This window comes from Streptomyces sp. NPDC054841 (assembly GCF_053611045.1).
In genome coordinates this window covers 1-21,540 of record NZ_JBSGZO010000108.1, presented here as the reverse complement: position 1 = coordinate 21,540, position 21,540 = coordinate 1, and the positions used below count along the sequence as shown (strand labels likewise).

General features: G+C 69.0%; 19 protein-coding genes and 1 pseudogene. 9 read left to right on the top strand and 11 right to left on the bottom strand.

What is annotated here, in order from left to right; all coding sequences use genetic code 11:
* Nucleotides 1–64: 64 nt before the first annotated feature.
* Nucleotides 65–2,416, bottom strand: a complete 2,352-nt coding sequence (locus tag ACWGI8_RS17030) for an arylsulfatase (protein ID WP_453661666.1) — start codon at nucleotides 2,414–2,416, stop codon at nucleotides 65–67.
* A gap of 252 nt (nucleotides 2,417–2,668) precedes the next feature.
* Here ACWGI8_RS17030 and ACWGI8_RS17025 point away from each other — a divergent pair, with 252 nt between their 5' ends.
* Nucleotides 2,669–3,160 (top strand): SRPBCC family protein, encoded by a 492-nt coding sequence (locus ACWGI8_RS17025; RefSeq protein WP_453661665.1) that lies wholly within the window; start codon nucleotides 2,669–2,671, stop codon nucleotides 3,158–3,160.
* 63 nt (nucleotides 3,161–3,223) lie between these two features.
* Here the strand turns inward: ACWGI8_RS17025 and ACWGI8_RS17020 are convergent, their stop codons facing one another.
* The gene (locus ACWGI8_RS17020) at nucleotides 3,224–4,852 is read right to left on the bottom strand and encodes an alpha/beta hydrolase (protein WP_453661663.1); all 1,629 of its coding nucleotides are present in this window, start codon (nucleotides 4,850–4,852) and stop codon (nucleotides 3,224–3,226) included.
* Nucleotides 4,853–5,125: 273 nt separating this feature from the next.
* On the opposite strand from ACWGI8_RS17020, the pseudogene ACWGI8_RS17015 reads away from it, so the two are divergent.
* Nucleotides 5,126–6,650, top strand: a pseudogene (locus ACWGI8_RS17015) (APC family permease).
* 22 nt (nucleotides 6,651–6,672) lie between these two features.
* Here the strand turns inward: ACWGI8_RS17015 and ACWGI8_RS17010 are convergent.
* From ACWGI8_RS17010 to ACWGI8_RS16995, 4 genes are all read right to left on the bottom strand, one after another.
* Complete coding sequence (locus ACWGI8_RS17010) at nucleotides 6,673–7,179, bottom strand: hypothetical protein (RefSeq protein ID WP_453661661.1); 507 nt, start codon at nucleotides 7,177–7,179, stop codon at nucleotides 6,673–6,675.
* A 70-nt stretch (nucleotides 7,180–7,249) separates the two neighbouring features.
* Entirely contained in the window at nucleotides 7,250–8,017 is a 768-nt protein-coding gene (locus ACWGI8_RS17005; RefSeq protein WP_453661659.1) for an SDR family NAD(P)-dependent oxidoreductase, read from the bottom strand.
* Nucleotides 8,018–8,067: 50 nt separating this feature from the next.
* Complete coding sequence (locus ACWGI8_RS17000) at nucleotides 8,068–8,403, bottom strand: YnfA family protein (RefSeq protein ID WP_453661657.1); 336 nt, start codon at nucleotides 8,401–8,403, stop codon at nucleotides 8,068–8,070.
* Between the two features lie 85 nt (nucleotides 8,404–8,488).
* Nucleotides 8,489–9,901, bottom strand: a complete 1,413-nt coding sequence (locus ACWGI8_RS16995; protein ID WP_453661655.1) for an FAD-dependent oxidoreductase — start codon at nucleotides 9,899–9,901, stop codon at nucleotides 8,489–8,491.
* Nucleotides 9,902–10,048: 147 nt separating this feature from the next.
* Between ACWGI8_RS16995 and ACWGI8_RS16990 the strand changes: the two genes are divergently transcribed.
* The gene (locus tag ACWGI8_RS16990) at nucleotides 10,049–10,624 is read left to right on the top strand and encodes a TetR/AcrR family transcriptional regulator (protein ID WP_453661654.1); all 576 of its coding nucleotides are present in this window, start codon (nucleotides 10,049–10,051) and stop codon (nucleotides 10,622–10,624) included.
* A 29-nt stretch (nucleotides 10,625–10,653) separates the two neighbouring features.
* Nucleotides 10,654–11,148, top strand: coding sequence for a MarR family winged helix-turn-helix transcriptional regulator (locus tag ACWGI8_RS16985; RefSeq protein WP_453661653.1), 495 nt, complete (start codon nucleotides 10,654–10,656; stop codon nucleotides 11,146–11,148).
* A gap of 120 nt (nucleotides 11,149–11,268) precedes the next feature.
* Here ACWGI8_RS16985 and ACWGI8_RS16980 read toward each other — a convergent pair whose 3' ends face one another.
* From ACWGI8_RS16980 to ACWGI8_RS16965, 4 genes are all read right to left on the bottom strand, one after another.
* Complete coding sequence (locus tag ACWGI8_RS16980) at nucleotides 11,269–12,003, bottom strand: Mut7-C RNAse domain-containing protein (RefSeq protein WP_453661651.1); 735 nt, start codon at nucleotides 12,001–12,003, stop codon at nucleotides 11,269–11,271.
* Nucleotides 12,004–12,175: 172 nt separating this feature from the next.
* On the bottom strand, nucleotides 12,176–13,033 hold the full coding sequence (locus ACWGI8_RS16975) for an SDR family oxidoreductase (protein ID WP_453661650.1): 858 nt from the start codon (nucleotides 13,031–13,033) through the stop codon (nucleotides 12,176–12,178).
* Nucleotides 13,034–13,201: 168 nt separating this feature from the next.
* Nucleotides 13,202–13,774: a GNAT family N-acetyltransferase gene (locus tag ACWGI8_RS16970; protein ID WP_453661648.1), complete on the bottom strand. Its 573-nt coding sequence runs from the start codon at nucleotides 13,772–13,774 to the stop codon at nucleotides 13,202–13,204.
* Between the two features lie 48 nt (nucleotides 13,775–13,822).
* Complete coding sequence (locus tag ACWGI8_RS16965; protein ID WP_453661647.1) at nucleotides 13,823–14,779, bottom strand: AraC family transcriptional regulator; 957 nt, start codon at nucleotides 14,777–14,779, stop codon at nucleotides 13,823–13,825.
* 76 nt (nucleotides 14,780–14,855) lie between these two features.
* Between ACWGI8_RS16965 and ACWGI8_RS16960 the strand changes: the two genes are divergently transcribed.
* Nucleotides 14,856–15,422, top strand: coding sequence for a TIGR03086 family metal-binding protein (locus ACWGI8_RS16960; RefSeq protein ID WP_453661668.1), 567 nt, complete (start codon nucleotides 14,856–14,858; stop codon nucleotides 15,420–15,422).
* On the opposite strand, the gene ACWGI8_RS16955 is transcribed toward ACWGI8_RS16960, so the two are convergent.
* Entirely contained in the window at nucleotides 15,343–15,750 is a 408-nt protein-coding gene (locus ACWGI8_RS16955; protein ID WP_453661646.1) for a hypothetical protein, read from the bottom strand. The genes ACWGI8_RS16960 and ACWGI8_RS16955 overlap by 80 nt on opposite strands.
* Before the next feature lie 287 nt (nucleotides 15,751–16,037).
* Here ACWGI8_RS16955 and ACWGI8_RS16950 point away from each other — a divergent pair, with 287 nt between their 5' ends.
* The 4 genes from ACWGI8_RS16950 (at nucleotide 16,038) to ACWGI8_RS16935 (ending at nucleotide 21,504) form a co-directional block, all read left to right on the top strand.
* Complete coding sequence (locus ACWGI8_RS16950) at nucleotides 16,038–17,153, top strand: magnesium and cobalt transport protein CorA (RefSeq protein WP_453661644.1); 1,116 nt, start codon at nucleotides 16,038–16,040, stop codon at nucleotides 17,151–17,153.
* A gap of 461 nt (nucleotides 17,154–17,614) precedes the next feature.
* Nucleotides 17,615–18,358 carry an NUDIX hydrolase gene (locus tag ACWGI8_RS16945; RefSeq protein ID WP_453661642.1) on the top strand — a complete coding sequence of 248 codons (744 nt, stop codon included), beginning with the start codon at nucleotides 17,615–17,617 and terminating at the stop codon, nucleotides 18,356–18,358.
* The gene (locus tag ACWGI8_RS16940) at nucleotides 18,359–19,522 is read left to right on the top strand and encodes a 5'-methylthioadenosine/S-adenosylhomocysteine nucleosidase family protein (protein WP_453661641.1); all 1,164 of its coding nucleotides are present in this window, start codon (nucleotides 18,359–18,361) and stop codon (nucleotides 19,520–19,522) included.
* Nucleotides 19,519–21,504 (top strand): hypothetical protein, encoded by a 1,986-nt coding sequence (locus ACWGI8_RS16935; RefSeq protein ID WP_453661639.1) that lies wholly within the window; start codon nucleotides 19,519–19,521, stop codon nucleotides 21,502–21,504. Before ACWGI8_RS16940 ends, ACWGI8_RS16935 begins: the two co-directional genes overlap by 4 nt.
* Nucleotides 21,505–21,540: the final 36 nt, after the last annotated feature.

Genomic DNA, 21,540 nt, shown 5'->3' with positions numbered 1-21,540 from the left:
CGTCCGGTCTACCTGACGGGCCCGGCGTCCGGCCCGGTGCGGGCGGGGCGGCAGCAGGGCCGTGTCAGTCGCGGTGGAACATGCCGGTGAGTTCCTTCTCCATGTCCGCGAAGGCTTCCCCGCTGACGTCCACCACCACTTGGCGGATGGTGCCACCGAGGAACGCGTTGGGGGAGTCGTAGTCGCCGGACACCGGCTGACCGGCGTCGCGGCCGACCGCGAGTCCTTCGCCGACCAGGGAGAAGTTGCCGGGCTGGGTCCTGATGTCGGCTTCGGCGACCTGCCGGTCGCCGGCATACAGGGCGAGCGTCCCGTGTGTGCTGCCCTGCTCGTCCCGCTCGCGGGCCCGGAACGCCGCCGAGAAGGTGAGGTCACCGGTGCCGACCGGCTCGGGTGAGCTGATCTTCTGCTCCGTGCGGCCGAGCCAGTTGTAGACGTAGTGCAGGTGCCCGTCCTTCAGGTACAGGCTGTGGCCGCCGAAGCGGCCTCCGTGGGAGAAGAGCACACCGTGGGCTTCCGGGGTGTCCAGCCGTACCTCGGCGACGATCGTGTAGGACCGTCCGCGGATGTTCACCGCCACCGACTCGGGCACATCGGCGCAGCCGGGGTAGTAGACGTAGCGGTTGCGCGGTTTGGCCAGCTGCGGCCGTGGGGTGGAGAGGATCTCCACGGGACTGCGGTCGTCCAGGGGCAGACCGTGGTACTTCCCGGCTTCCTGCGTCCACAGGCGCTTGAGCTCTTCGAGCTTCTCGGGGTGCTCGGCGGCCAGGTCGCGGTTCTCGGAGCGGTCCTCGCGCAGGTTGTACAGCTCCCATGTGTCCTGCTCGAAGTGGCTCCAGTTGGAAGGGGCCGGCGGGTGCATGGTGGCGGCATGCCAGCCGTCGTGCCAGATCCCGCGGGTGCCGAGCATGGTGTAGAACTGCGTCTGCTTCGGGTCGGGCGCCTGTGCGTCCTCCAGGGCCCTGCGGAAGCTGGCTCCCTCCAGGGGGTTCTGGGCGACGCCGTTGACCGTGGCCGGGGGCTGGATGCCGAGCAGGTCGTAGAGCGTGGGCACGATGTCGATGGCGTGGACGTACTGGTGACGGATCTCGCCCTGCTGTTTGATGCCCTTGGGCCAGGCGATGATCATCGGGTCGGCGATGCCGCCCTCGTAGGAGACCCAGCGCTTCCAGTACTTGAAGGGGGCGTTGAATGCCCACGCCCATCCGGTGGGGTAGTGGTTGTACGTGGTGGGGCTGCCCAGTTCGTCCAGGTGGCGCAGGTTCTCGGCGATGTCGTCGGGCACGCCGTTGAAGAAGTTGTTCTCGTTCATCGAGCCGTTCGGGCCGCCCTCGGCGCTGGCGCCGTTGTCCGAGACCGCGACGATGATGGTGTTCTCCAGTTGCTCGGACTCCTCCAGGTAGTCCAGCAGCCGGCCGATCTGGGCGTCGGTGTAGGAGACGAATCCGGCGAAGACCTCGGCCATCCGGGCGAACAGACGCTTCTCGTCGGCGCTCAGCGACTCCCACGGGCGGACGAAGTCCGTGGCCGGCCACGGCTGTCCCAGGGGTCCTGTGGCCTCCGGCTCGCCGTGCGGATTGATCGGCGTGAGCTCGGTGCCCTCCGGCAGGATGCCCAGCTCGATCTGCCGCTGGAGCGTCATACGGCGGTAGACCTCGTAGCCGTCGTCGAACTTCCCCGCGTACCGGTCGGCCCACTCCTTGAAGATGTGGTGCGGGGCGTGGCCGGCGCCGGGGCAGAAGTAGGTGAACCAGGGCTTCTCCGGGGCGATGACCTTGGCGTCCCGGATGAATTCGATGGTGCGGTCGGTCAGGTCCTTGGACAGGTGGTAGCCCTGCTCCGGGGTGTACGGCGGCTCGATGGGGTGGTTGTCGTGGACCAGGTCGGGGTAGTACTGGTCGGCCTCGCCGCCGAGGAACCCGTAGAAACGCTCGAACCCGCGGCCCAGTGGCCAGTGCCGCTTCGAGGACGCCATGTTGGCCTCGTCCGACGGGCACAGGTGCCACTTGCCCAGCGCGTAGGTGTTCCAGCCCCGCTCGACCAGCACCTCGGCCAGGCTCGCGTTCTCGAACGGGATCCGCCCGTTCGATCCAGGGAACCCGCTGGTCATCTCCGCGACGCAGGCCATGCCGTTGCTGGTCGCGTTCCGTCCCGTCAGCAGGCACGCACGCGTGGGGGAGCACAGTGCGGTGGTGTGGAAGTTGGTGAACTTCACCCCCATCTCCGCGATCCGCCGCATCGCAGGGGTCTCCACCAGGCCGCCGAAGAGATCGAACGTGCCGAAACCGACGTCATCCCACACGAGGTACAGCACGTTCGGAGCACCGTCGGGGGGCAGTGGCTGCTTGTACGGCTCCCAGTCCGGCACCGACGCCCGGATGTCCTCCTGGATCACACCCCTGAACGGAACAGTCATCAAGCTCTCCTCGGACCCGACGGTGACCCCACCCATGGGCGAAACGTACGTCGCGCCCTGACCGGGCCGCCCTCGGTGCGGCCGCCGACTGACCCGGATGGGGCGCCACGTACCCCCATCAGCCCCCGTCAGCCTCACCGGCCCGCGCCGCTCGCCGGACACCGCGCGACGATGGGTACGGCAGGTGCTTGCCCCCCGTGCCGGTGTCCCGCACCACGCGTGCTCAGTCACCCAGCCGAAAGGCCCAGCGTCATGAGGCACTCACTGCGCTCCGAAGACCTCGGCTTTCTCGAACGCGCCCCCCTCCGGCGGACCCGCAGCCGAGAACTCCGCGCTCCGGCCGACGCCATCTTCGACCAGCTCGCCGCCCACCCCGAGAACTGGCCGCGATGGTTCGGACCGGCCAACGAATGCCGCTATGAAGGAGCACCCCCGTACGGGGTGGGGACGATGCGATACCTGCGCCTGTGCAGGGTCATCCGGGCACGCGAGGCCCTGCTCGTCTGGGACCCGGGCAAGCACTTCGCCTACCAGGTCCACGAGACCAACGTGCGGGGCGTCGCAGCCATGATGGAAGGCTGGACGCTGGCACCCTTGGCGGACCGGAGGACCAGAGTCAGCTGGACGATCGCCGTCGACTGCGCACCCCCCGTACACCTGCTGCTGCGGGCAAGCCAGCGTCGTGTGGACAAGATCTTCCAGGATGCGATGAAGCGGCTCGAAGGCATGTGCCGCCGTCCCTGACGGCGAACCACCACTTGCACCGGTCGAGTCGGCGCGTGCCCCGGCTGCGGGGCGGCCACCGGCTCAGGAGACGATGCCGGCCATCGCTCCGCCGCCGGTGGCGACGCCGCCGCTCGGCCTGGGTGTGGAGAAGGGAGGCGTGTCCTGTCGGCACGTTGTGCCGGCCGGCGGGAGGGTGCCGTCGATGAGGTAGCGGCTCTCGTGGGCTTGGACGCAGCTACTGGGGTTGATCAGTGCGGTGTGCCCGTACCCGTCGTTGGTGAGCAGGCGGGCGTTGGCCAGTTCTTTGGCCATGGCTTGCGCGTTCGCGTAGGGAGTGGAGGGGTCGTAGGTGGTGCCGACCACGAGAACGGGGTGCGCCGTCGGCTTGTTCCACGGCCCGCGGTAGCGGTCGGCGGCGACGGCCGGCCAGGTGGCACACCCTTCGGCGGCCCAGGCCCAGAAGCGTCCGACGTCGCCCGCACGGGTGGCGGCGGCCTCCTCCAGGGCGTGGTAGACCCCGGGGTCACGCGGATTGGGGCTGTCGGAGCAGAGCACGGCAGCGGCCTGTTCCTCGCCCAGGTACGGATTCGGATTCGGTACCGGTGGTGCGGGTGGGAGTGGGGCCGGCTGCGGGGCGCGGCCCTGCCAGAGGTCCTGCAGCCTGCCGGCGAGGTCCGTCCATCCGGGGTGGACAGCGTAGAGGCTGTTGACCAGGTCACCGACCGTACGGCCATAGGTCCACGCGCCCACGGGATGCTCCCGGAGCCGCCGCATCAGCTGGTCGAACCTGTTTCGGGTCGCTTTCGGGCTGCCGGCGGAGAAGGCGCAGCGGGCGGCGGTGGTGGACCCGCACAGGGCGAGGAACCTGTCCAGGGTTGCTGCCGCGGTGCGGTCCGAGCCCATGCGCAGGAATGTCGTGAGCCGGGGGTCGTCGTCGGAGGCGTGGTTCGTCCAGGCCTGCGGGTCGATGTTGCTGTCGAGGGCCATGGCGCGGACCTTGCCGGGGAAGAGGTTGGCGTAGGTGGCGCCCAGGATCGTGCCGTAGGAGATCCCGAGGTACGTGAGTTGTGGGTCGCCCACCGCCTGGCGGAGCTGGTCCAGGTCGCGGGCGGTGTCGGCGGTCGAGACATGGCGCAGCAGCTCGGGGTCACGCTGCTGACAGCGACGGGCCAGATCCTTGTACGCGGCGATGTAGGCCGTCCGCTCCTGTTCGCCCACCGGGAACCCTGCCGCTTTGCTCGCAACCCAGGCGGCGGCTTCCTCGGGACTCGCGAAGCAGTTCACCGCGGTGCTGCTGCCGATCCCGCGAGGGTCCCAGCTGACGATGTCGAACCGCTTCCGCACCTCCCGCGGGAAGAACTCGTAGTTCTGCGGCATCTGCACGGTTCCTGGCCCGCCGGGTCCGCCGGGGTTGAAGAACAGGGTGCCGATGCGCCGCCCGGGGCCGGTCGCCTTCCGTTTCACGACCGCCAGTTCGATGGTGCGGCCGCCGGGGCTGCGGTAGTCCAGCGGCACCTGCGCGGTCGCGCAGTCGAACTGGCCGCCCTGAACGCAGGGTCTCCAGTCGAGCTTCGGGGCGGGCACCGAAGGTGACGGCGCACCGCCGGCCGCGGCGAGGTCCGGCCCGGTCAGCACCGTCGAGCAGGCCACCACCGCGGCGACGGCCGCGGCGTAGCACTTACGGCCTGCTATGGGCCCGGATATGAGCATGCCTTGTCCTCCACGGTTGAGCGCCCGATGCCACCGATGTGCCGGACGTCGGCAGGCGTCCGTGTCAACAACACCGCGGCCCGGAAAGGCGCGCGAGCCAACCGCAGCCGAATGGCCGAGCCACTGCCTCCGAGGCCGCGGGCGACCGCGCCCGGCGCCGGCAGCAAGTCGTCGCGCTGCCGGGTCCCGAGAGCTTCGCGCGGACCGATCTCGGGGGTACGCACATCTCGCAACCGTGTCACATGCGGAACGAATGTGACATAAGCCGTGAGAATGGTCGGGACCCTGCCGCGGTGTTCGGAGCAGAGGGGCCTGATGGAAGGTGAGGTGGCCGAGGTGGCGGAAGCTTCGACTGACACGCAGGACGGCGAGAGTTCCGTCGAGCTCGGGGGCTACCAGCAGGAGCTGAAACGGACGCTCGGCTCCTTTCAGGTGTTCGCGATCTCGTTCGCGTTCATCTCCGTGGCCGTCGGCATCTTCGGGACGTACGACGATGTGCTGGTGAACGCGGGGCCGGTCGGCATCTGGCTGTGGGTGATCGCGGCGGTGGGGCAGACCCTGGTGGCGTTGGTGGTCGCGCAGTTCGCGGCCCGCATCCCGCTCAGCGGCTCCTCCTACCAGTGGGCCTCGCGGCTGGCCAATCCGAAGATCGGCTGGGGGTTCGGTTGGCTGACCTTCTGTTACCTGGCGGTCGCCGTGGTGGCGGTCGACAACGCGCTTGCGAGCCAGGCGTTCATGCCGCTCGTGGGCCTCGAGCCGGACGAGGGTACCGCGCGTCTGATCACGGTCCTGGTGCTGCTCGTTCAGGCCCTGCTCGCAGTGGCCTCGACGCGCATCGTCAGCATGATCAATGCAGGCGCGGTCGTAATCGAACTGGCACTCGTCGTGGTGGTGGCGATCGCGCTCACCGTCGCTGTGGCGATCACGGACAGCGGCGCGGCCGACAACCTCGTCTCGCGCGGTGTCGCTGAGAACGCCCCCGACTACTTCGCCGTCGGCGGCGGATTGATGCTCGCGATGATCATGGGCCTTGCCACGCTCGTCGGCTTCGACTCCGCGGCGAACCTGGCTGAGGAGGCCAAGGATCCCCATCGCACCACGCGCGATCGTGGGGTCGGTCGTGGCGGCCGGAGTGCTGGGAATGCTGTTCCTGATCACGCTCACCATCGCGATCGACGACATCCCCCGGATCACGGCCGACGGCTCACCGGTCGCGGCGATCATGCGCGATCAGCTCGGTCCGGTGATGGAGAAGACGCTTCTGGTCGCGATCACGTTCGCGTTCTTCGGCGCCGGGATGGTGGTCATGGTCGCGTGCTCGCGGATCATCTTCGCGATGTCGCGCGACTCACGCTTCCCTGCCCACCGGCTGATGCGACGGGTCGATCCGCGCACGCAGACGCCGATCCCGGCGACGATCCTGATCTTCGCCGTGGGGGTCGTCCTGATGGTCGCCCTGCCGGGTGCCGCACTGCTGGAGCTGATCACGGCATCGACGATCCTTCCGGCGATCATCTACGGCTCGACGATCGTCCTCTACCTGGCGGTGCGTAAACGACTGGGTCGCAAGAAGGGCGCGTTCGACCTCGGGCGCTTCGAACTGCCGGTCGCGATCTGCGCGCTGGTGTGGACGCTCATCGCGCTGTTCGTGCTGGTGGCACCCCGGGAGTCGCTCGTCTCCGTCGTGATCGTGGTCGGCTTGCTCGTCGCGGGCGGGCTGTTCTTCCTCGTCATGCTGAAGCTCGACCGCGAGGCGCTGGAGACCGAGCCGGGAGACGTGAGCGTCTTCAAGCACTGACTCAGAGGTGAACGTGGGGAGGTCAGGCCTTCTTGGTGAGGAGGCAGGAGTCGACCTGCATGTTGGGCTCGACGAACGAGTCGGGGGAGGTGGCGACCCAGAGGCGCAGTTCGTCGTCGACCTCGCGGACCTCGAAGTCGGCGGTCACCTCGGGGTCGTTGAAGGTGAGCTGGACCTCTGTCCGGGGGCTGCTGTCGGTGCCCATGCTCCATGTGCCGGAGCCCGTGCGGCGGGGGCCTGCGGCCCAGTTGCCGGTCTCACGTCGTTCGATGAAAACGCCGCAGACGCTGGTGGACGTGAAGGTCCGGTCCTTGTTCAGGACGAGGGTGCCGCCTTCTTCGTCCTGCCAGGTGCTGCCGAGTGGGAAGCCGGAGCCCAGGAAGGCGACTCCCTCGCCCGGGGCCTCGGGCAAGGACTCGTCGCCGAAGGCCATCGGGGTGACGGCGGCGAGGGCCAGGAGGCCTCCGACGACGGCACCGGTGGTGATGCCGGCCGATCTCGACCTGAGCTGGTTCAGCGCGTGGCGCATGCGTACCCCCCACGGTTTCTGAGCCTGAGCGACTCATATCAGCACAGGTCAGCCGCTTGCGGAAGGGATGTCAGAGCTCGCGGTGGATCTTCGTGTTGGAGGCCTGGGCGCGGGGGCGGACCACCATGAGGTCGATGTTGACGTGGGAGGGGCGGGTGACGGCCCAGGTGATGGTGTCGGCGACGTCGTCGGCGGTGAGGGGCTCCGCCACGCCCGCGTAGACCTTGGCGGCCTTCTCGGTGTCGCCGCCGAAGCGGGTCGTCGCGAATTCGTCCGTCTTGACCATGCCGGGGGCGATTTCGATGACGCGGACCGGGGTGCCGACGATCTCCAGGCGGAGGGTCTCGGCGAGGACGCGGGCGCCGTTCTTCGCGGCGACGTAGCCCGCGCCGCCTTCGTATGTGGCGTGGCCCGCGGTGGAGGAGAGGACGACGACCGTGCCGTCCCCGCTGGCGGTGAGTCCGGGCAGCAGAGCCTGGGTGATGTTGAGCGTGCCGATGACGTTGACCTCGTACATCCGGCGCCAGTCGGCGGGGTCGCCGGTCGCGACCGGGTCGGCGCCGATTGCTCCGCCCGCGTTGTTGACGAGGACCTTGACCGGGCCGGAGTCGTCGAGGGAGGCCGCGAAGGCGTCGACGGCCGCGCGGTCGGTGACGTCGAGGCCGTGGGCAGTGGCCCGGTGGCCGGCGTCGGTCAGCTCGGCGGCGAGGGCCTCGATACGGTCCTTGCGGCGGGCGGTGAGGATCACGTGGTAGCCGGCGGCGGCGAGTCCGCGCGCGGTCGCGGCGCCGATCCCGCTGCTCGCTCCGGTGACAACGGCGATGGGGGCGGCGGTCATGACAGCTCCTCGGTCAGGCGATCGATTCCCATGATCAGGATAGGCCGCTGTCAGCGGCCACGCGGTGCGTACACGATCACGGCCATACCGGCCAGGCAGATCAGCGCGCCGATGATGTCCCAGCGGTCGGGGCGGTAGCCGTCGGCGACCACGCCCCAGGCGAGCGATCCGGCGACGAACACCCCGCCGTACGCGGCGAGGATGCGGCCGAAGTCGCCCTGCGGCTGGAGCGTGGCCACGAAGCCGTACGCGCCGAGGGCGAGGACTCCGGCACCGATCCAGATCCAGCCACGGTGCTCGCGCACGCCCTGCCAGACGAGCCAGGCACCGCCGATCTCGAAGAGCGCGGCGACGGCGAACAGGACGGCGGAGCGGGCGACCAGCATGCGGACCAGCGTGTCATGGAGGGCGCAGGCGGGCCGGTGCGGGCTCGTGCCGGCCCGGAAGTGCGGCCCGAGGGCCGCGCCCGGGTCAGTCCTGTGCCCATGCGATGTATCCGTCCGGGCGGACCAGGAGCGACGTGCGGCGCGGGGTGCGCCAGTGGGTCCGGGTGACGGAGCCGGGGGCGGGAGGTGCCGCTGCCGGGGCCGTGTCCTCGCCCTCGGGAGTGACCAGGACGAATTCGCCCTTGCGGAGCAGCTCGTAGAGGCGGCCCTCAGTGAGCTGCAGGTCGGGCGCGCGGGTGCCGGTCAGTCGGTGGGCGCCGCGCTCGGCGCCGTACGAGATGCCGATCCCCGAGATCATGCCTATCGCCTTGTCGGAGGCAGGGCGGACCGTGGAGAGGAACCGGGCGACGAGGGAGCGGAACAGGCGCTGCGCCGCGGTGTGCGCCATGGCGAGGCGGACGATCGCGCCGCTGCTGCGCAGCACCATCGCGCCGACCGGATGCCGCTCCGCCTGGTAGGTGTCGAGGAGGGCGTCGGCGTCCGGTGCGTCACGACGGACGGCCGCGGCAAGCTTCCAGGAGAGGTTCGCCGCGTCCTGCATGCCGGTGTTCATCCCCTGGCCGCCGGCCGGGGAGTGGACATGCGCCGCGTCCCCGGCGAGGAAGATCCGGCCCTTCCGGTACTCCGGGACCTGGCGCTCGTCGCTGTGGAAGCGGGACAGCCAGCGGGGGTCCCGCATGCCGAAGTCGGTGCCGAACGCCTGGCGGGCGATGTCGCGCACCTCCTCCAGATCGAGCGGCTCGCTCTCCGGGACCTGGTGGCTGCGCCGCCATGCCATCACCCGGTACCAGCCGTCGCCGAACGCGGCGACGACCGCGAACGCGTCCCCCGTGCCGTCGGCGTAGAGCGGGCTTTCGGGCTCTTCGGCGAGACGGACGTCCGCCATGGCCATGGACCGGATGACCGAGTCACCGGGGAAGGGCAGACCGAGGGCCTTGCGCACGGAGCTGCGCACCCCGTCGGTGCCGACGACATAGCGGGAGCGCAGCGTCGAGTCCCGCCCCATCGCGTCGCGCAGCCCTGCGGTGACCGAGTCGGCGTCCTGGCGCAGCCCACGCAGCTCCGTGTCGAACCGGAAGTCGGCCCCGGCGGAGAGTGCGCGGCGCTTCAGCAGGCGCTCCACCTCGTACTGCGGGGTCACCAGGAGGAACGGGAAACGGGTCCGCAGCCGGGACAGGTCGAAGGCGATCCGGCGGAAGAAGCGCAGGTGGGTCATCGGTGTGCCTGTCTTCACCAGCTCCTCGGCGAGGTCCCGGGCGTCGAGCAGCTCCAGCGTGCGGGCGTGCACGCCGAAGGCCCGGGTCATGTTGCTCGTCTGCTGCGGGCGGCGCTCGACGACGGTGACCCGGACGCCCGCGGCTGCGAGGTCGCCCGCAAGCAGGAGCCCGGTGGGGCCTGCGCCCACGACGGTCACGTCGGTGTCGTACGAACTGGTCATGACTGCCTCCTGAACACGAACAGGTCAACGCTTGCAGGTCAACGCAGGTCAACGCGTGTTGGCCAACGAGTGTTGGTCAACGCTTGTTGGCAAATGTAGGCCTGGTGGATCTGGCGTGTCAACACCTGTTGGCCTACAGTTGTGGGCATGAATTCGGAAGCAGCCGCCACCCCGCGCCGCTCGGACGCCACCCGTGCCGCGATCCTCGAAGCCGCCCGCGAGCGCTTCGCCGCGGACGGCTACGAGCGGGCCACGATCCGTGCCATCGCCCGGGACGCCGGGATCGACCCCTCGATGGTGATGCGGTACTACGGCAACAAGGAGAGGCTGTTCGCCGCCGCTTCCGAAATCGATCTGCGGCTGCCCGAGTTGGGTGCGATGCCGGGCCAGCACATCGGCGCTGTCCTCGTCTCCCATTTCCTCGACCGCTGGGAGGACGACGAGGTGCTGACCGCCCTGCTCCGGGTCGGCGTCACCAATGAGGCCGGTGCCGAGCGCATGCGGGAGATGTTCAAGGGGCAGCTGCTGCCGATAGCGGCCGGAGTCTGCCCGGTGCCGGCCGAGGCCCCGCGTCGGGCCGCCCTCGCCGGCTCGCAGATTCTGGGGATGGCCCTCGCCCGCTATGTGCTGCGCGTGCCGCCCGCGGTCGACATGACCAGGGAGGAGGTGATCGCCTGGCTGGCCCCGACGATTCAGCGCTACCTGACGGCGGAGGCCCCGTAGGCCGGCTGCCTGCTTCGTACACTCTCTGCATGCCGCAGAAGAGTTCCGAACGGCGTCGCGGTCTGATGGCCGAGCTCGCCGCCGTGTCCCGTCGCCACATGGCCGCGTACGCCATGTTCAACCAGGCCCTCGCGGACCATCTGCGGCTCCACCCCACCGATCTGCAGTGCCTCAATCTGCTCGGGCTCGAACAGGGGCCCGTCACCACCGGGCGCGTGGCCGAACTGACAGGGCTCACCACCGGATCGGCGACTCGGCTGGTCGACCGACTGGAGCGGGCGGGCTATGTGACGCGGAGGCGGGACACGGAGGACCGGCGCAAAGTGTTCGTCGAAACCGTGCCCGAGCGCATGGCGGAATTCGGGGCGGTCTGGGGCCGGCTGGGCGTCGGCTGGTGGGCGATGTTCGATGCCTACGAGGACGATGAGATCGCCCTGCTCACCTCCCATATGCGGCGGACGGTGGAGCTCGCGGCCCTGCAGATCGACCGGCTGCGCCACGGTGAGCCGGACAGGGAGGCTTAGGCTCCCTGTCCGGTGGGTCTCGCCTGATCCACAAGGCATCCCCTGGGCCCTGTCCGGGCGATCTTGTTGGCCTCGGTCCTCGAAGATCGCCCGGACAGGACCTGGGCGGCGGGACAGGACCTAGGCGGCCGCGTTGCCGAATTCGCGCAGCGCGCCCTCGACGATCGCCTCCAGGCGGGCGTGGTGGGCGCCCCGCCAGTAGACGCGCTCGCAGGCCGTGCACTGGGCGAAGACGTCGTACGAGCGCTGCGTGCCCTGCTCCAGGTGGTGCTCCACGGCCTCCTTGTCGGTGTCCGTGAGCGGGCCGTTGCAGGCAGTGCAGCGGGTCCACGGCGCGAGGGCGGGCGCGAACCGCTGCAGCACGTCCCGCAGCTGGTCGTCGGGGCGGTCGCTGTAGATGTACGCCCCGGCCCACAGCTCGCGGCGGCGCAGCAGCCCGCGGTCACGCGACAGCATCACGCGCTGCTCCCGCGCCGAGAGCGTGGCCAGCGCCGGATCGCCGATGTCCTCGCTCTCGTACGCCGCGTCGACGCCCAGTAGCCGCAGCCGTCGGGCGAGGGTGCCGAGATGGACGTCGAGTAGGAAGCGGAGCGGGGCGCCCGGTACGTGCTGCGGGCGATCGACGCCGAGCACCTCGATGTGCTCGCCCGCGGCGGGGATGTGCGAGACCTGGACCGGGCTTCCGTCCACCAGCAGCCGCCCCGCCTCGGTGAGCGGAATGCCGAGCGACTCGACGACATGGCCGAGTGTCGAGGCGCCGTCGGTGACGAGGGACGTCCGCCCGTCGCGGCGCTCCGCCGCGAGGAAGAGCCGCAGCTCAGGGGCGAAGCTGATGTGGATCTCCGGTCCGTTCACGCCGCCAGCATGCCATCGGCCGGACCGCGCCAGCCAGGCCTTTCCGCCGTGCCGCAGCTCCCCGCTGTCGCCTCCCCACCGCCGCGTCCGCGCTGTCGCCCACCTGCCGCAGCGTCCCTGCCGCCGCCGGCCCGCATGAGCGCGCGTTGCCGCTGAACCCCTCGGACAGGCTCTAGGCCTGGCCGCGGAAGGCGTCGGCGTGTTCGCGGGCCCAGGCGGCGAACGTACGGGCCGGGTGACCGGTCAGCTCCTCGACGGTGCGGGTCACGGGTACGGGTGAACCGACATGCGACGCCCAGTAGTTGAGCAGCGCGTCCGCGAAGTGCTCCGGCACGTAGTCGGCAACGGACACCTTCCACGCAGCGGGCGAGACCGTGTTGACCGTGATCTCCCGCTGCGTCACCCGCGCCAGGACGGCGATCTGCTCGGTGAAGGTGAGCGACTCGGGTCCCGTGAGCAGATACGCCGAGCCGCGCAGGGCGGGCTGGGTGAGAGCGGCGAGAGCCGCCTCGGCGAGGTCGGACTCGTGGATCGGATCGCTGTGCGAGCCGGGGTACGGGAGGTCCACCGCGCCCGCGGACCGCACCGCCCATGACCACTGCAGCGCGTTGGTCGCGAAGGCGCCCGGCTGCAGGTAGGTGACCTCGAACGCGCCGTCCGAGGCCGCGGTTTCCAGCGCTCGCTCGACCGCGAGATGGGAGGCGGCGATCGGGTTGTCCGCGGCATCGGGGGCGAGGACCGAGCTGGAGGAGAGCAGCACGATGTGTTTCACGCCGGCCCTGCGGGCCGCCGCGGTGAAGCTGTCGATTCCCGACGGCTCGGCGTAGAGGAAGACGGACTCGATACCGGCGAGAGCGGCCGGGAAGGTCTCCGGGTCGGAGAGGTCGCAGGGCACGGTCGGCACGTCCGGGGGATGGCTGAGCTCCTTGTGCCGCGCCGACGCGGCACGCACGGCGATCCCCCGGTCGTGCAGGAGCCGCACGAGGGCTGAGCCGACACGGCCGCGGCTTCCGGTGACAAGGACGGTCATGAGGTGGGTCTCCTGCTCTCTCAGTTGATTATCTCGACGCAGTGTCTGTGTGACGCAGGTAAATATCTGCGAGGGGGCCGGGATCCGTCAAGCCAATAGATGCGGTACGCCTGCCTGCCTGCCTGCCTGCCTGCCGAGCGAGCCGGATCGGAGCGGAGGCGGCCCCCGTCAGCCCGCGGCCATGGCGCCCATGTCCTCGAGATCGAGACACCAGTCATTGCTGCGCAGCGGCGTCCCCGGCGGGTACTCGAAATCGCACTCGCCCAGTAGCGAGAAGCCCGCTTTGCGGCACACCGCGTTCGATGGAGCGTTGTCGACGGACGGGAACGCGTGCAGGTATCGGTGCTTGTGCGCCGCCCTGGCCGCCTCGGCCACGGCCGACGTCGCGGCCGAGGCGAGCCCGCGCCCCTGGAAGCCGGGCAGGATGGTCCAGCCCGTCTCGTAGACCTGCTCTCCCCGCCAGGTCTTCTCCCAGAATCCGATCGTCCCCACAGCCACGCCCGCGTCCGCCAGGACCACCCGGTACATGCACCCCGCACCGGTCCGTTCCGCGCTCAGGGTCACGTACCGCCTGTGCCGCTCGGCCAGCTTCTCGTCAGGCTCCGGACCTCCGAGATGCTCCATCAACTCCGGTGCGTTCGCCGCCTGCAGCAGGGCGAAGTCGCCCTCCGACCAGGGCTCGATCCGCACCACCGATGCCCTGTTCCGCATGTTCGGGTACTGCATGTCCCGGTTCTCCATGTCCCGCACGGTACGCCCGAGCTCTGACAACCGCCCCGGCAACCGGCCTCACCTGGACGTCTGCGCCGCGTACGCCGTCGGCGGCACGCCGACCGTCGCCGTGAAGTCCCGTACGAGATGGGCCTGGTCGCTGTAGCCGAGGTCGGCCGCGAGCGCAGCCCAGTCCGGCTCGCTTCCTCTTCCGGTGCCGGTGCCGGTGCCGGTGTCGGAGTCGGTCCCCGGGCCCGGGCCCGTGCCGGTCCCTGGACCCTCCGCCTCGGCCCGTTCCAGCGCCTCGTGAATGCGGTAGCGCAGGATGACCCACTTCGGCCCGACGCCGACGTACGCCGCGAAGAGCCGCTGCAGCGTCCGCACAGACACCCCTTCCGCCTCCGCGAGCTGAGCCACGCGGCGGATCGTCCGGTCGGTACGGACCTGCTCGACCAGCGCCATCGCGTGATCGGCCTGGGGATCGGCCACCGGGCCGATCCCCAGCAGGAAGGAGTCGAACGCCGCGACCCGCGCATCCTCCTCGTCCGGTCCGACAACGGCCGCGGCGCCGATGCCGGAAGGGTCATCGACGCCGGAAGGGTCATCGACGCCGGAAGGGCAGTCGAAGACCTCGCCCACCGGCACGCGCCGCCCCGTCCACTCCGACACGGGCCGCCCAGGAGCGAAGGGCCGGAAGCCGCCCGGCCGGAACTGCACCCCGCAGACCCGCCCCCGCCCCTCCAGCTTCTTCGTGAAGAGCCCGAGACCGATGCCCGCGACCTCGCCCCAGGGCTCCTCGTTCCCGTACCGCTGGAAGACGATGTTCACGGACGGATGCGGCACCACATGGGAGGCGTACGGCTCGGGCAGGTCCCAGTCGATGAGCCAGTAGTGCTCCAGATACGGCCGCAGCGGTGGGGCGGGCTCGCGGCGCCGGAAGCGTACTCGCGCAAAGAGCTCCGGGGCGTCGACGATCCCCCGGGTGTCGCGTCGCGGACCGGCTGCCGCCGCCTGCGGCTCACTCCTGCTGCCCATACCCGGATCCTATGGCGCCTTTGTTCTGTCGCGTTTGTTCAAGACGCAGGGGCCCGCGCTGCCCACCATCGAGGCCATGAAGGCCATCAGTGAACTGCTCGAAGCCACGACTGCACGCGCTGTTCCCGTCGTACGCGGAGTGACCGCGGCCGACCTGACCGCGCCGACTCCGTGTCCGGAATACGACGTACGCGCCCTGATCAACCACCTCCTCCTCGTGATCGTCAACTTCCGGGCGCTCGCCGCCAAGAAGGACTCCGACTTCTCCACGACCCCCGACCGGACGGCGGGCGACTGGCAGGGTCTCTTCGAGGACGAGACCGCGCGGCTCGTGACGGCCTGGGCCGAACCGGGCGCGGAGGAGGGCACCGCGGGCTCGCTCGGCCTTCCGGCCAGGACGGTCGGGCACATGGTGCTGGGCGATCTGACCGTGCACCTATGGGATCTGGCCCGTGCGACGGGGCAGGACTACGACCCGGATCCGGAGGTGGTCGCCGAACTGGGGCCGGCAGTCGAGGAGATGGCCCCGATGGCACGTCAATGGGGGGCTTTCGGGGAGGCGGTCAGTGTGCCGGCGGATGCGTCCCCGTTCGCGCGGGTGCTGGCGACGACGGGTCGTGATCCGGGGTGGAGCCCGCGCTGATGCCGCCGTACGCGGCTGTGCACTCGTGGTCGTATGCGCCGGCGCACCTGTCGTCGTACAGGTTCGCCAGCCGAGCGTACGCCTCCGCCACGATCTCCTCCGCCGCCACGAGCATCTCCCGCTCGGCGAGGCGGGCGCCGGCATGCGCGTACGGCGACGGCGACGGCGACGGCGACAGGGACGTGGGCGGGAACCGGGACGGGAACGGGAGCGGGAGCGGTGACGGCGGCGCCGGACGTCTGCGCCGCCACCAGCTCTCGCACACCGCGTAGATGCCGCTCGCGCAGACCGTCAGCGGGATGCACAGGGCCAGCAGGACGTCACCCACGCCGGGCCTCCTTGGTTGTTCGGATGTCGGGACACGCGACACGACCGGTGCGTGCACTGTGGACATCGGCCGGCGCGGCGTCCGGCTGGAGGTAGGTCACCGTTCAAATGCCTGTCCGGACAACGGGATCGCAGGATCACCGCAGGACCCTCACGTGACTCGGCGGTTGCCCATCGAACGGACTGCCATGGACAAGCGAGTTCGCGTCGTACAGGGTTGCGGGGAGAGTGAGTGCCGGGCCCTCGCGCCCGGTGCGGCCCGTGTCCGTCCAGGAGCCCGCGTTGTCGATGATCCGGAATCTCCGTCGCGCGGTGCGCCGTGCATACCGGCGCACCGTCGATCTCAGCCACCCTGCGCGCTCGCCGCTCGGCAGCGCCGTCGTCAACTGTGTGGGGTACGCGGACGGGGTGCGGCAGGCCGGGCACTGCGCGGCCGACGAGGCACTGCGCCGCGTGCGCAAGGAGAACAGCGCAAGCCCCGGCAGCAACGGCTTCGTCTGGATCGGGCTGCACGAGCCCACCCAGGAGGAGTTCGCCTCGCTCGCCGAGCTGTTCGGCCTGCACCCGCTGACGGTCGAGGACGCCGTCAACGCCCACCGGCGGCCCAAGGTCGTCCCGTACGACGAGACGCTGCTCGCGGTCTTCAAGACCGTCGGGTACGCCGAGCACGACCAGCTGACCGCCACGAGCCAGGTGGTGGAGACCGGCGAGATCACGGTGATCACCGGCCGGGACTTCGTGATCACCATCAGGTACGGACGGCACGGCTCGCTCGGCCCGCTGCGCGAGGCGCTGGAGACGACGCCCGAGCAGCTCGCCAAGGGGCCCTCGTCCGTGCTGCACGCGGTGGCCGACTTCGTCGTGGACGAGTACGTCGCCGTCGCCGACGCCGTGCAGGACGACATAGAGGCGGTCGAGACGGCCGTCTTCTCCGAGCACGTGGGGCGCGGCGCCGCGGGCCGCGGCGAAGCCGGGCGGATCTACCAGCTGAAGCGGGAGCTCCTGGAGTTCAAGCGGGCGCTGTCCCCGCTGAGCCGCCCGCTCGAAGCCCTCGCCACCCAGCCCGACTCCCTCATCGCCCCGGACATCCGGCCGTACTTCCGGGACGTGTCCGACCATCTCGCCCGCGCGGGCGAGATGATCAACGGCTTCGACTCGCTGCTGGACTCGATCCTCCAGGCCCACCTGGCGCAGATGACCGTCGCCCAGAACGAGGACATGCGCAAGATCACGGCGTGGGCGGCGATCGTGGCCGTACCGACGATGGTCTGCGGGATGTACGGCATGAACTTCGACCACATGCCGGAGCTGCGCTGGACCTACAGCTACCCGGTCGTCCTCGGCGTCATGGCCGTCGCCTGCTTCGTGGTCCACCGGGGCTTCCGCCGCAACGGCTGGCTCTGACGGCGCCCCGGTACGGGGCAGGCGCCCGACGGCGTACGTGCCTGACGGCGTACGTGCCTGACGGTTTACGTGCCTGACGGTTTACGTGCCTGACGGCGTGCGTGCCCGGGCACGGGATCAGCGACCCGTCGACTCCAGCCACGCCAGATACCACTGGTGGAAGTCAGGCCCCGGCGTCAGCGTTTTCATCACGGCCAGGTCGTCGAACCACACGCGCCCGGCGCCCTCTCCGGTGACGACTAGGCCCTGTCCGGGCGATCTTCGCGGCCCCGACAAGATCGCCCGGGCCCGTTCCCGAGCCGCTTCGAGGCAACACCGAACCAGCAGGCCACGATCGGCCCGCGCCTGACTGCGGAGCAGACGACGAGTTGACCGCTCGGAGCGCCTCCGCCCTACAGCATCAGCGGCCTCCGCGTCGCTCTTCTTGTCAAACTGACAGGAACCGAAGTACCGTAAGCAGCATGCAAGCTGACGTGTGGTCACCCCCGTCCGTGCTACTGACGGTCGATCTCGTGATCCTGACGCTGCGTGAGGGGCGACTGTGTGTCCTGCTCGTGGAGCGTGGCGAAGATCCTTTTCAGGGCATGCCGGCTCTGCCTGGCGGATTCCTCAATCACGCTGGTGAGGAGATCCTGGACGCCGCCCATCGCGAGTTGAGTGAGGAAACCGCTCTGGCTGCCGGGTGGGTGCATCTTGAACAGTTGGCCATCTATGGGGACGTAGGCCGTGATCCACGGGGACGAGTCATCTCCGTGGCCCACTTGGCGATCGCGCCGGGACTCCCCGAACCGGTCGCGGGAACGGATGCCATGGATGCTGCGTGGGTTCCTGCGGAATCCGTCCTGTCCGGTGAGGTGGAACTGGCCTTCGATCACCGCCGGATCGTGACGGACGGAATCGAACGCGCGCGTACCAAGCTCGAATTCTCGGCGCTGGCCACGGCATTCTGCGGAGAACTCTTCACCATAGTCGAGTTGCAGCAGGTGTACGAGGCGGTTTGGGGAACCGAACTCGACACCCGTAATTTCTACCGGAAAGTCCAAGCCGTAAAGGGATTCATCATCCCCGCTGGCTCGGGACGTAGGGCCACGGGAGGACGGCCCGCGCGGCTGTACCGGGCCGGGCCGAAGGCGGTGTTGTTCCCACCACTGATCCGACCTGTGCCGTCCACGACGGAAGAGGACATGAGAGAGGAAGGGGAATAGATGTCGAAAGACCTGGTGGTGATTCTCACCGCCCTCAATCTCGAGTACCAGGCCGTGCGCCGGAAACTGGCCGGTCCACAGGTGCACCGTCATGAGCGTGGGACGCGGTTCGAGGTGGGAACCGTGCAGGGCACTTCATGTCGTGTAGTGCTCGGTCTGACGAACAAAGGGAATCATTCCGCCGCGGTGATCGCTGAGCGCGCGATACAGGAGTTTTCGCCGGTGGCCGTGTTGTTCGTCGGCGTCGCCGGTGCCCTGTGGGACACCGCCAGGCTGGGCGACGTGGTGATGGCGACACACGTGTACGCCTACCACGGCGGGACCAGCGAGGACGACGGACTCAAGGCCCGTCCCCGGGTGTGGGAGGCGGCGCACGGTATCAGCCAACTCGGCTCGCATCTGGCTCGCGTGAATGACTGGGCCGACGACACGCCCGGTCAGGGGCGCACGCCGCAGGTGCGCTTCGGCGCGATCGCCGCCGGCGAGGTCGTACAGAACTCGAAGATCTCGGCTGAGGCGCGGTGGATCCGGCAGCACTACAACGACGCGCTCGCGATCGAGATGGAGGCCGCCGGTGTGGCGCAGGCCGGGCATCTCAACGGGGCACCGGTTGCCATCATCCGGGGAATCAGCGATCGAGCGGACGGTACGAAGAGCAGCGCGAAGGACCGTAACTGGCAACCACGGGCCGCGGCGAACGCGGCGGCATTCGCCACACGGCTGGCCGTGGAACTGGTGGGAGAACAGGAGCAGATCGCAATGTCCCAGGCAGACAGGTCCCATATGGCCGACAGACTCAAGGAGCACGTCAGCAACACCGCCCATAACAGCACCGTTGGCATCATGGCCGGCTCGGTCAAGGAGAGCAGCGTCTACTTGAACGCGGACCCGAAGGTGACCAGTCCCGCGGACCTGGTCGCGGAACTGGACGGTCTCCGTGAGCACCTGAAGCGTCACTACGCCGAGGGCGCCCTCGACGACGACACCCACCGAGAGGCACTGGCCGAGCTGGGCTTTGCCCGCCGGGCGGCAGTGGAGAACACTCCCGAATCGTCCAAGAGGGCGACCATGGCTCTCAAGAGGTTACGCGGTCTGATCGCAGAGTTTCCCGAGCTGGTGGCCAGGCTGGCACCACTGCTTGTTGCGGCGGGTGACTTGTCATGATCGACGGCAGCAGTGTCACGCACACTTCGGCCGCATACGACTCCACCGTCGGAATCCAGGCCGAGACCGTACACAACTCCAACGTTTACTTCGTCCATCCGGATGCATCGCCTCAGGAAAAGTACAAGGTGGGTGTGCGGTTCCTGAAGGATGGCATCCCCAGCCGTGCTCGCGACATGATCAGTGACGCGATCGCCCACGGACACGACAACGCGGAGGTCCGTTTCCACTGGGTGCTTGCCATGCTCAGTGCACGCGCTTACCACGACCTCAGCACCGAAGAACTCCAGCGGCTGCACCATGCCTCCGGGCTCGTACGGACCTACGCCGAGGGAGATTGGAAAGACGCTCTGCGCATCGCTTTCGAACTGCTGGCGATGCTCAGCACCGCGGACGGCGAAACAGGACGCGTACTGGAGCGGTTACGAGCCCTGTCACCTCGCCGGCGTGACGCGATCCTCCACCACCTCGACCTCGTACTCACCGGAGGGCTGAAGGACAGCCTGTGGGCCGAGAACCGCGAGCGCGCCGAGACAGCTCGCTTCGGCAACGACCGGGGCCAACGGGTCTGGGCCTATTTCGAACCCGACCCCATCGGGCCACGGGCCCTGCCGCCCCGTCCGAGCACCGCTGCTGCCGCCCAGGCAGCTCTCCCAGTCCGAGCCGGCCTGTTCGTCGTCGTCACCGCATTCCTCTGGATCTTGGCGCTGGTCGCGGATCCGGCTGCGGCGGTCATCGAGTTACTGGTGGCGCTCGGTGCGGGCCTGACCGCAGCTCACTTCGGCCGCCGATGGTGGTACCAGGAACATCGGCTGAAGGACAAGAACCGTGAATACCACATCCCGCACATGGGCGATCCCGCCTCTACTGGTGACGGCTTCACGAACCGCGTCCGTCATTCGTTCGATCACTACTTCAGTACCCGCGTGCCCCACGGATTTGCCCCGCACGAATGGCTCGGTCGTACCGTCCGCATCCGCAACAGCCTCGTCGCCGAGATCGCGCTTCTCTACCGTGAGAGCCGAATCAGTGTGGACCGGGTCAACTGGCTGATCCGCTACCTCGCTGAGGATGCCCGAGACCGCCACAACAAAGGCACTCTGTTCGATCACCGCCACCAGAACCAGACGCCGGCGGTGGCGAAGGTGCTGTGCGTGGTCGCCCTCATCACTCTCGGCATCACGACTCTGGCCCTGCTCGGAACAGTGGCCTCAGGTGCGGTTGCGTCGCAGATGCTGCTGGCCATCCTGGCCGTAGCCGGTGCGGTCTGGTCCGGACGCGCGGCTGCGTCCTCGTGGCTGGAGGCTCGGGGTGAAGAGCGCCGACTGGCCGAGGAAACCCAGGAATATCAAGAGCGGCTGACCGCGCGGCAAGTCGCGTACCAGAACTGGAAGTCGTTCCTGGACGCCACGCGACCCAGTGAGCTGGAAATGGAGACCTGGCTCACCTGCGACAAGACGCTGTTCGTCGACGAAGCACTCCGCCACTACCAGCTCACCTGGCGCGACCTGATCACCCACACCATCCTGATGACACCCGCACGCCCCTACAAGCGAGGGCGTGTGAAGGGCGGTCCTTGGCGATACTCGCGCTACAGCTTCCGTCTTTTCCTGGTCACACAGGATGGCGTTCGTGAAATCAGCACGGAATTCGATTTCACCGACGCAAAACGTGGGAACGAGCAGCGAAGCAACTACCGGTTCGACGCGTTGTCCTCCGTGCAGGTCACGGAACGCACCCACACCGGCTACGACCTGGAGCTCGTCCTCACCAACGGGCCGGCCAGGAACATTCGTGTCAAAGACGCCGACACCCATCAACTGGCGCCGGACGAAAACGCCCAGGAAATCGCCGAAATCAACCTCAATGCGGCTGGTTTCATCCATACCTTCCGCCTCCTGGAAGGAATCGCGGCGGACGGAAAGGGTTGGATCGAACGAAACAACCCCAACAACCTGCCGTCCTTCCGTACTGCCGACTGAGTCTTCCGGGCCTTCAGGGCGGGCAGGGGCCGGAGC

Coding starts and splice junctions, on each gene's coding strand:
- ACWGI8_RS17030 (WP_453661666.1), bottom strand. CDS start 2,416: ATGACTGTTCCGTTCAGGGGTGTGATCCAGGAGGACATCCGGGCGTCG.
- ACWGI8_RS17025 (WP_453661665.1), top strand. CDS start 2,669: ATGAGGCACTCACTGCGCTCCGAAGACCTCGGCTTTCTCGAACGCGCC.
- ACWGI8_RS17020 (WP_453661663.1), bottom strand. CDS start 4,852: ATGCTCATATCCGGGCCCATAGCAGGCCGTAAGTGCTACGCCGCGGCC.
- ACWGI8_RS17010 (WP_453661661.1), bottom strand. CDS start 7,179: ATGCGCCACGCGCTGAACCAGCTCAGGTCGAGATCGGCCGGCATCACC.
- ACWGI8_RS17005 (WP_453661659.1), bottom strand. CDS start 8,017: ATGACCGCCGCCCCCATCGCCGTTGTCACCGGAGCGAGCAGCGGGATC.
- ACWGI8_RS17000 (WP_453661657.1), bottom strand. CDS start 8,403: ATGCTGGTCGCCCGCTCCGCCGTCCTGTTCGCCGTCGCCGCGCTCTTC.
- ACWGI8_RS16995 (WP_453661655.1), bottom strand. CDS start 9,901: ATGACCAGTTCGTACGACACCGACGTGACCGTCGTGGGCGCAGGCCCC.
- ACWGI8_RS16990 (WP_453661654.1), top strand. CDS start 10,049: ATGAATTCGGAAGCAGCCGCCACCCCGCGCCGCTCGGACGCCACCCGT.
- ACWGI8_RS16985 (WP_453661653.1), top strand. CDS start 10,654: ATGCCGCAGAAGAGTTCCGAACGGCGTCGCGGTCTGATGGCCGAGCTC.
- ACWGI8_RS16975 (WP_453661650.1), bottom strand. CDS start 13,033: ATGACCGTCCTTGTCACCGGAAGCCGCGGCCGTGTCGGCTCAGCCCTC.
- ACWGI8_RS16970 (WP_453661648.1), bottom strand. CDS start 13,774: ATGGAGAACCGGGACATGCAGTACCCGAACATGCGGAACAGGGCATCG.
- ACWGI8_RS16965 (WP_453661647.1), bottom strand. CDS start 14,779: ATGGGCAGCAGGAGTGAGCCGCAGGCGGCGGCAGCCGGTCCGCGACGC.
- ACWGI8_RS16960 (WP_453661668.1), top strand. CDS start 14,856: ATGAAGGCCATCAGTGAACTGCTCGAAGCCACGACTGCACGCGCTGTT.
- ACWGI8_RS16950 (WP_453661644.1), top strand. CDS start 16,038: ATGATCCGGAATCTCCGTCGCGCGGTGCGCCGTGCATACCGGCGCACC.
- ACWGI8_RS16945 (WP_453661642.1), top strand. CDS start 17,615: ATGCAAGCTGACGTGTGGTCACCCCCGTCCGTGCTACTGACGGTCGAT.
- ACWGI8_RS16940 (WP_453661641.1), top strand. CDS start 18,359: ATGTCGAAAGACCTGGTGGTGATTCTCACCGCCCTCAATCTCGAGTAC.
- ACWGI8_RS16935 (WP_453661639.1), top strand. CDS start 19,519: ATGATCGACGGCAGCAGTGTCACGCACACTTCGGCCGCATACGACTCC.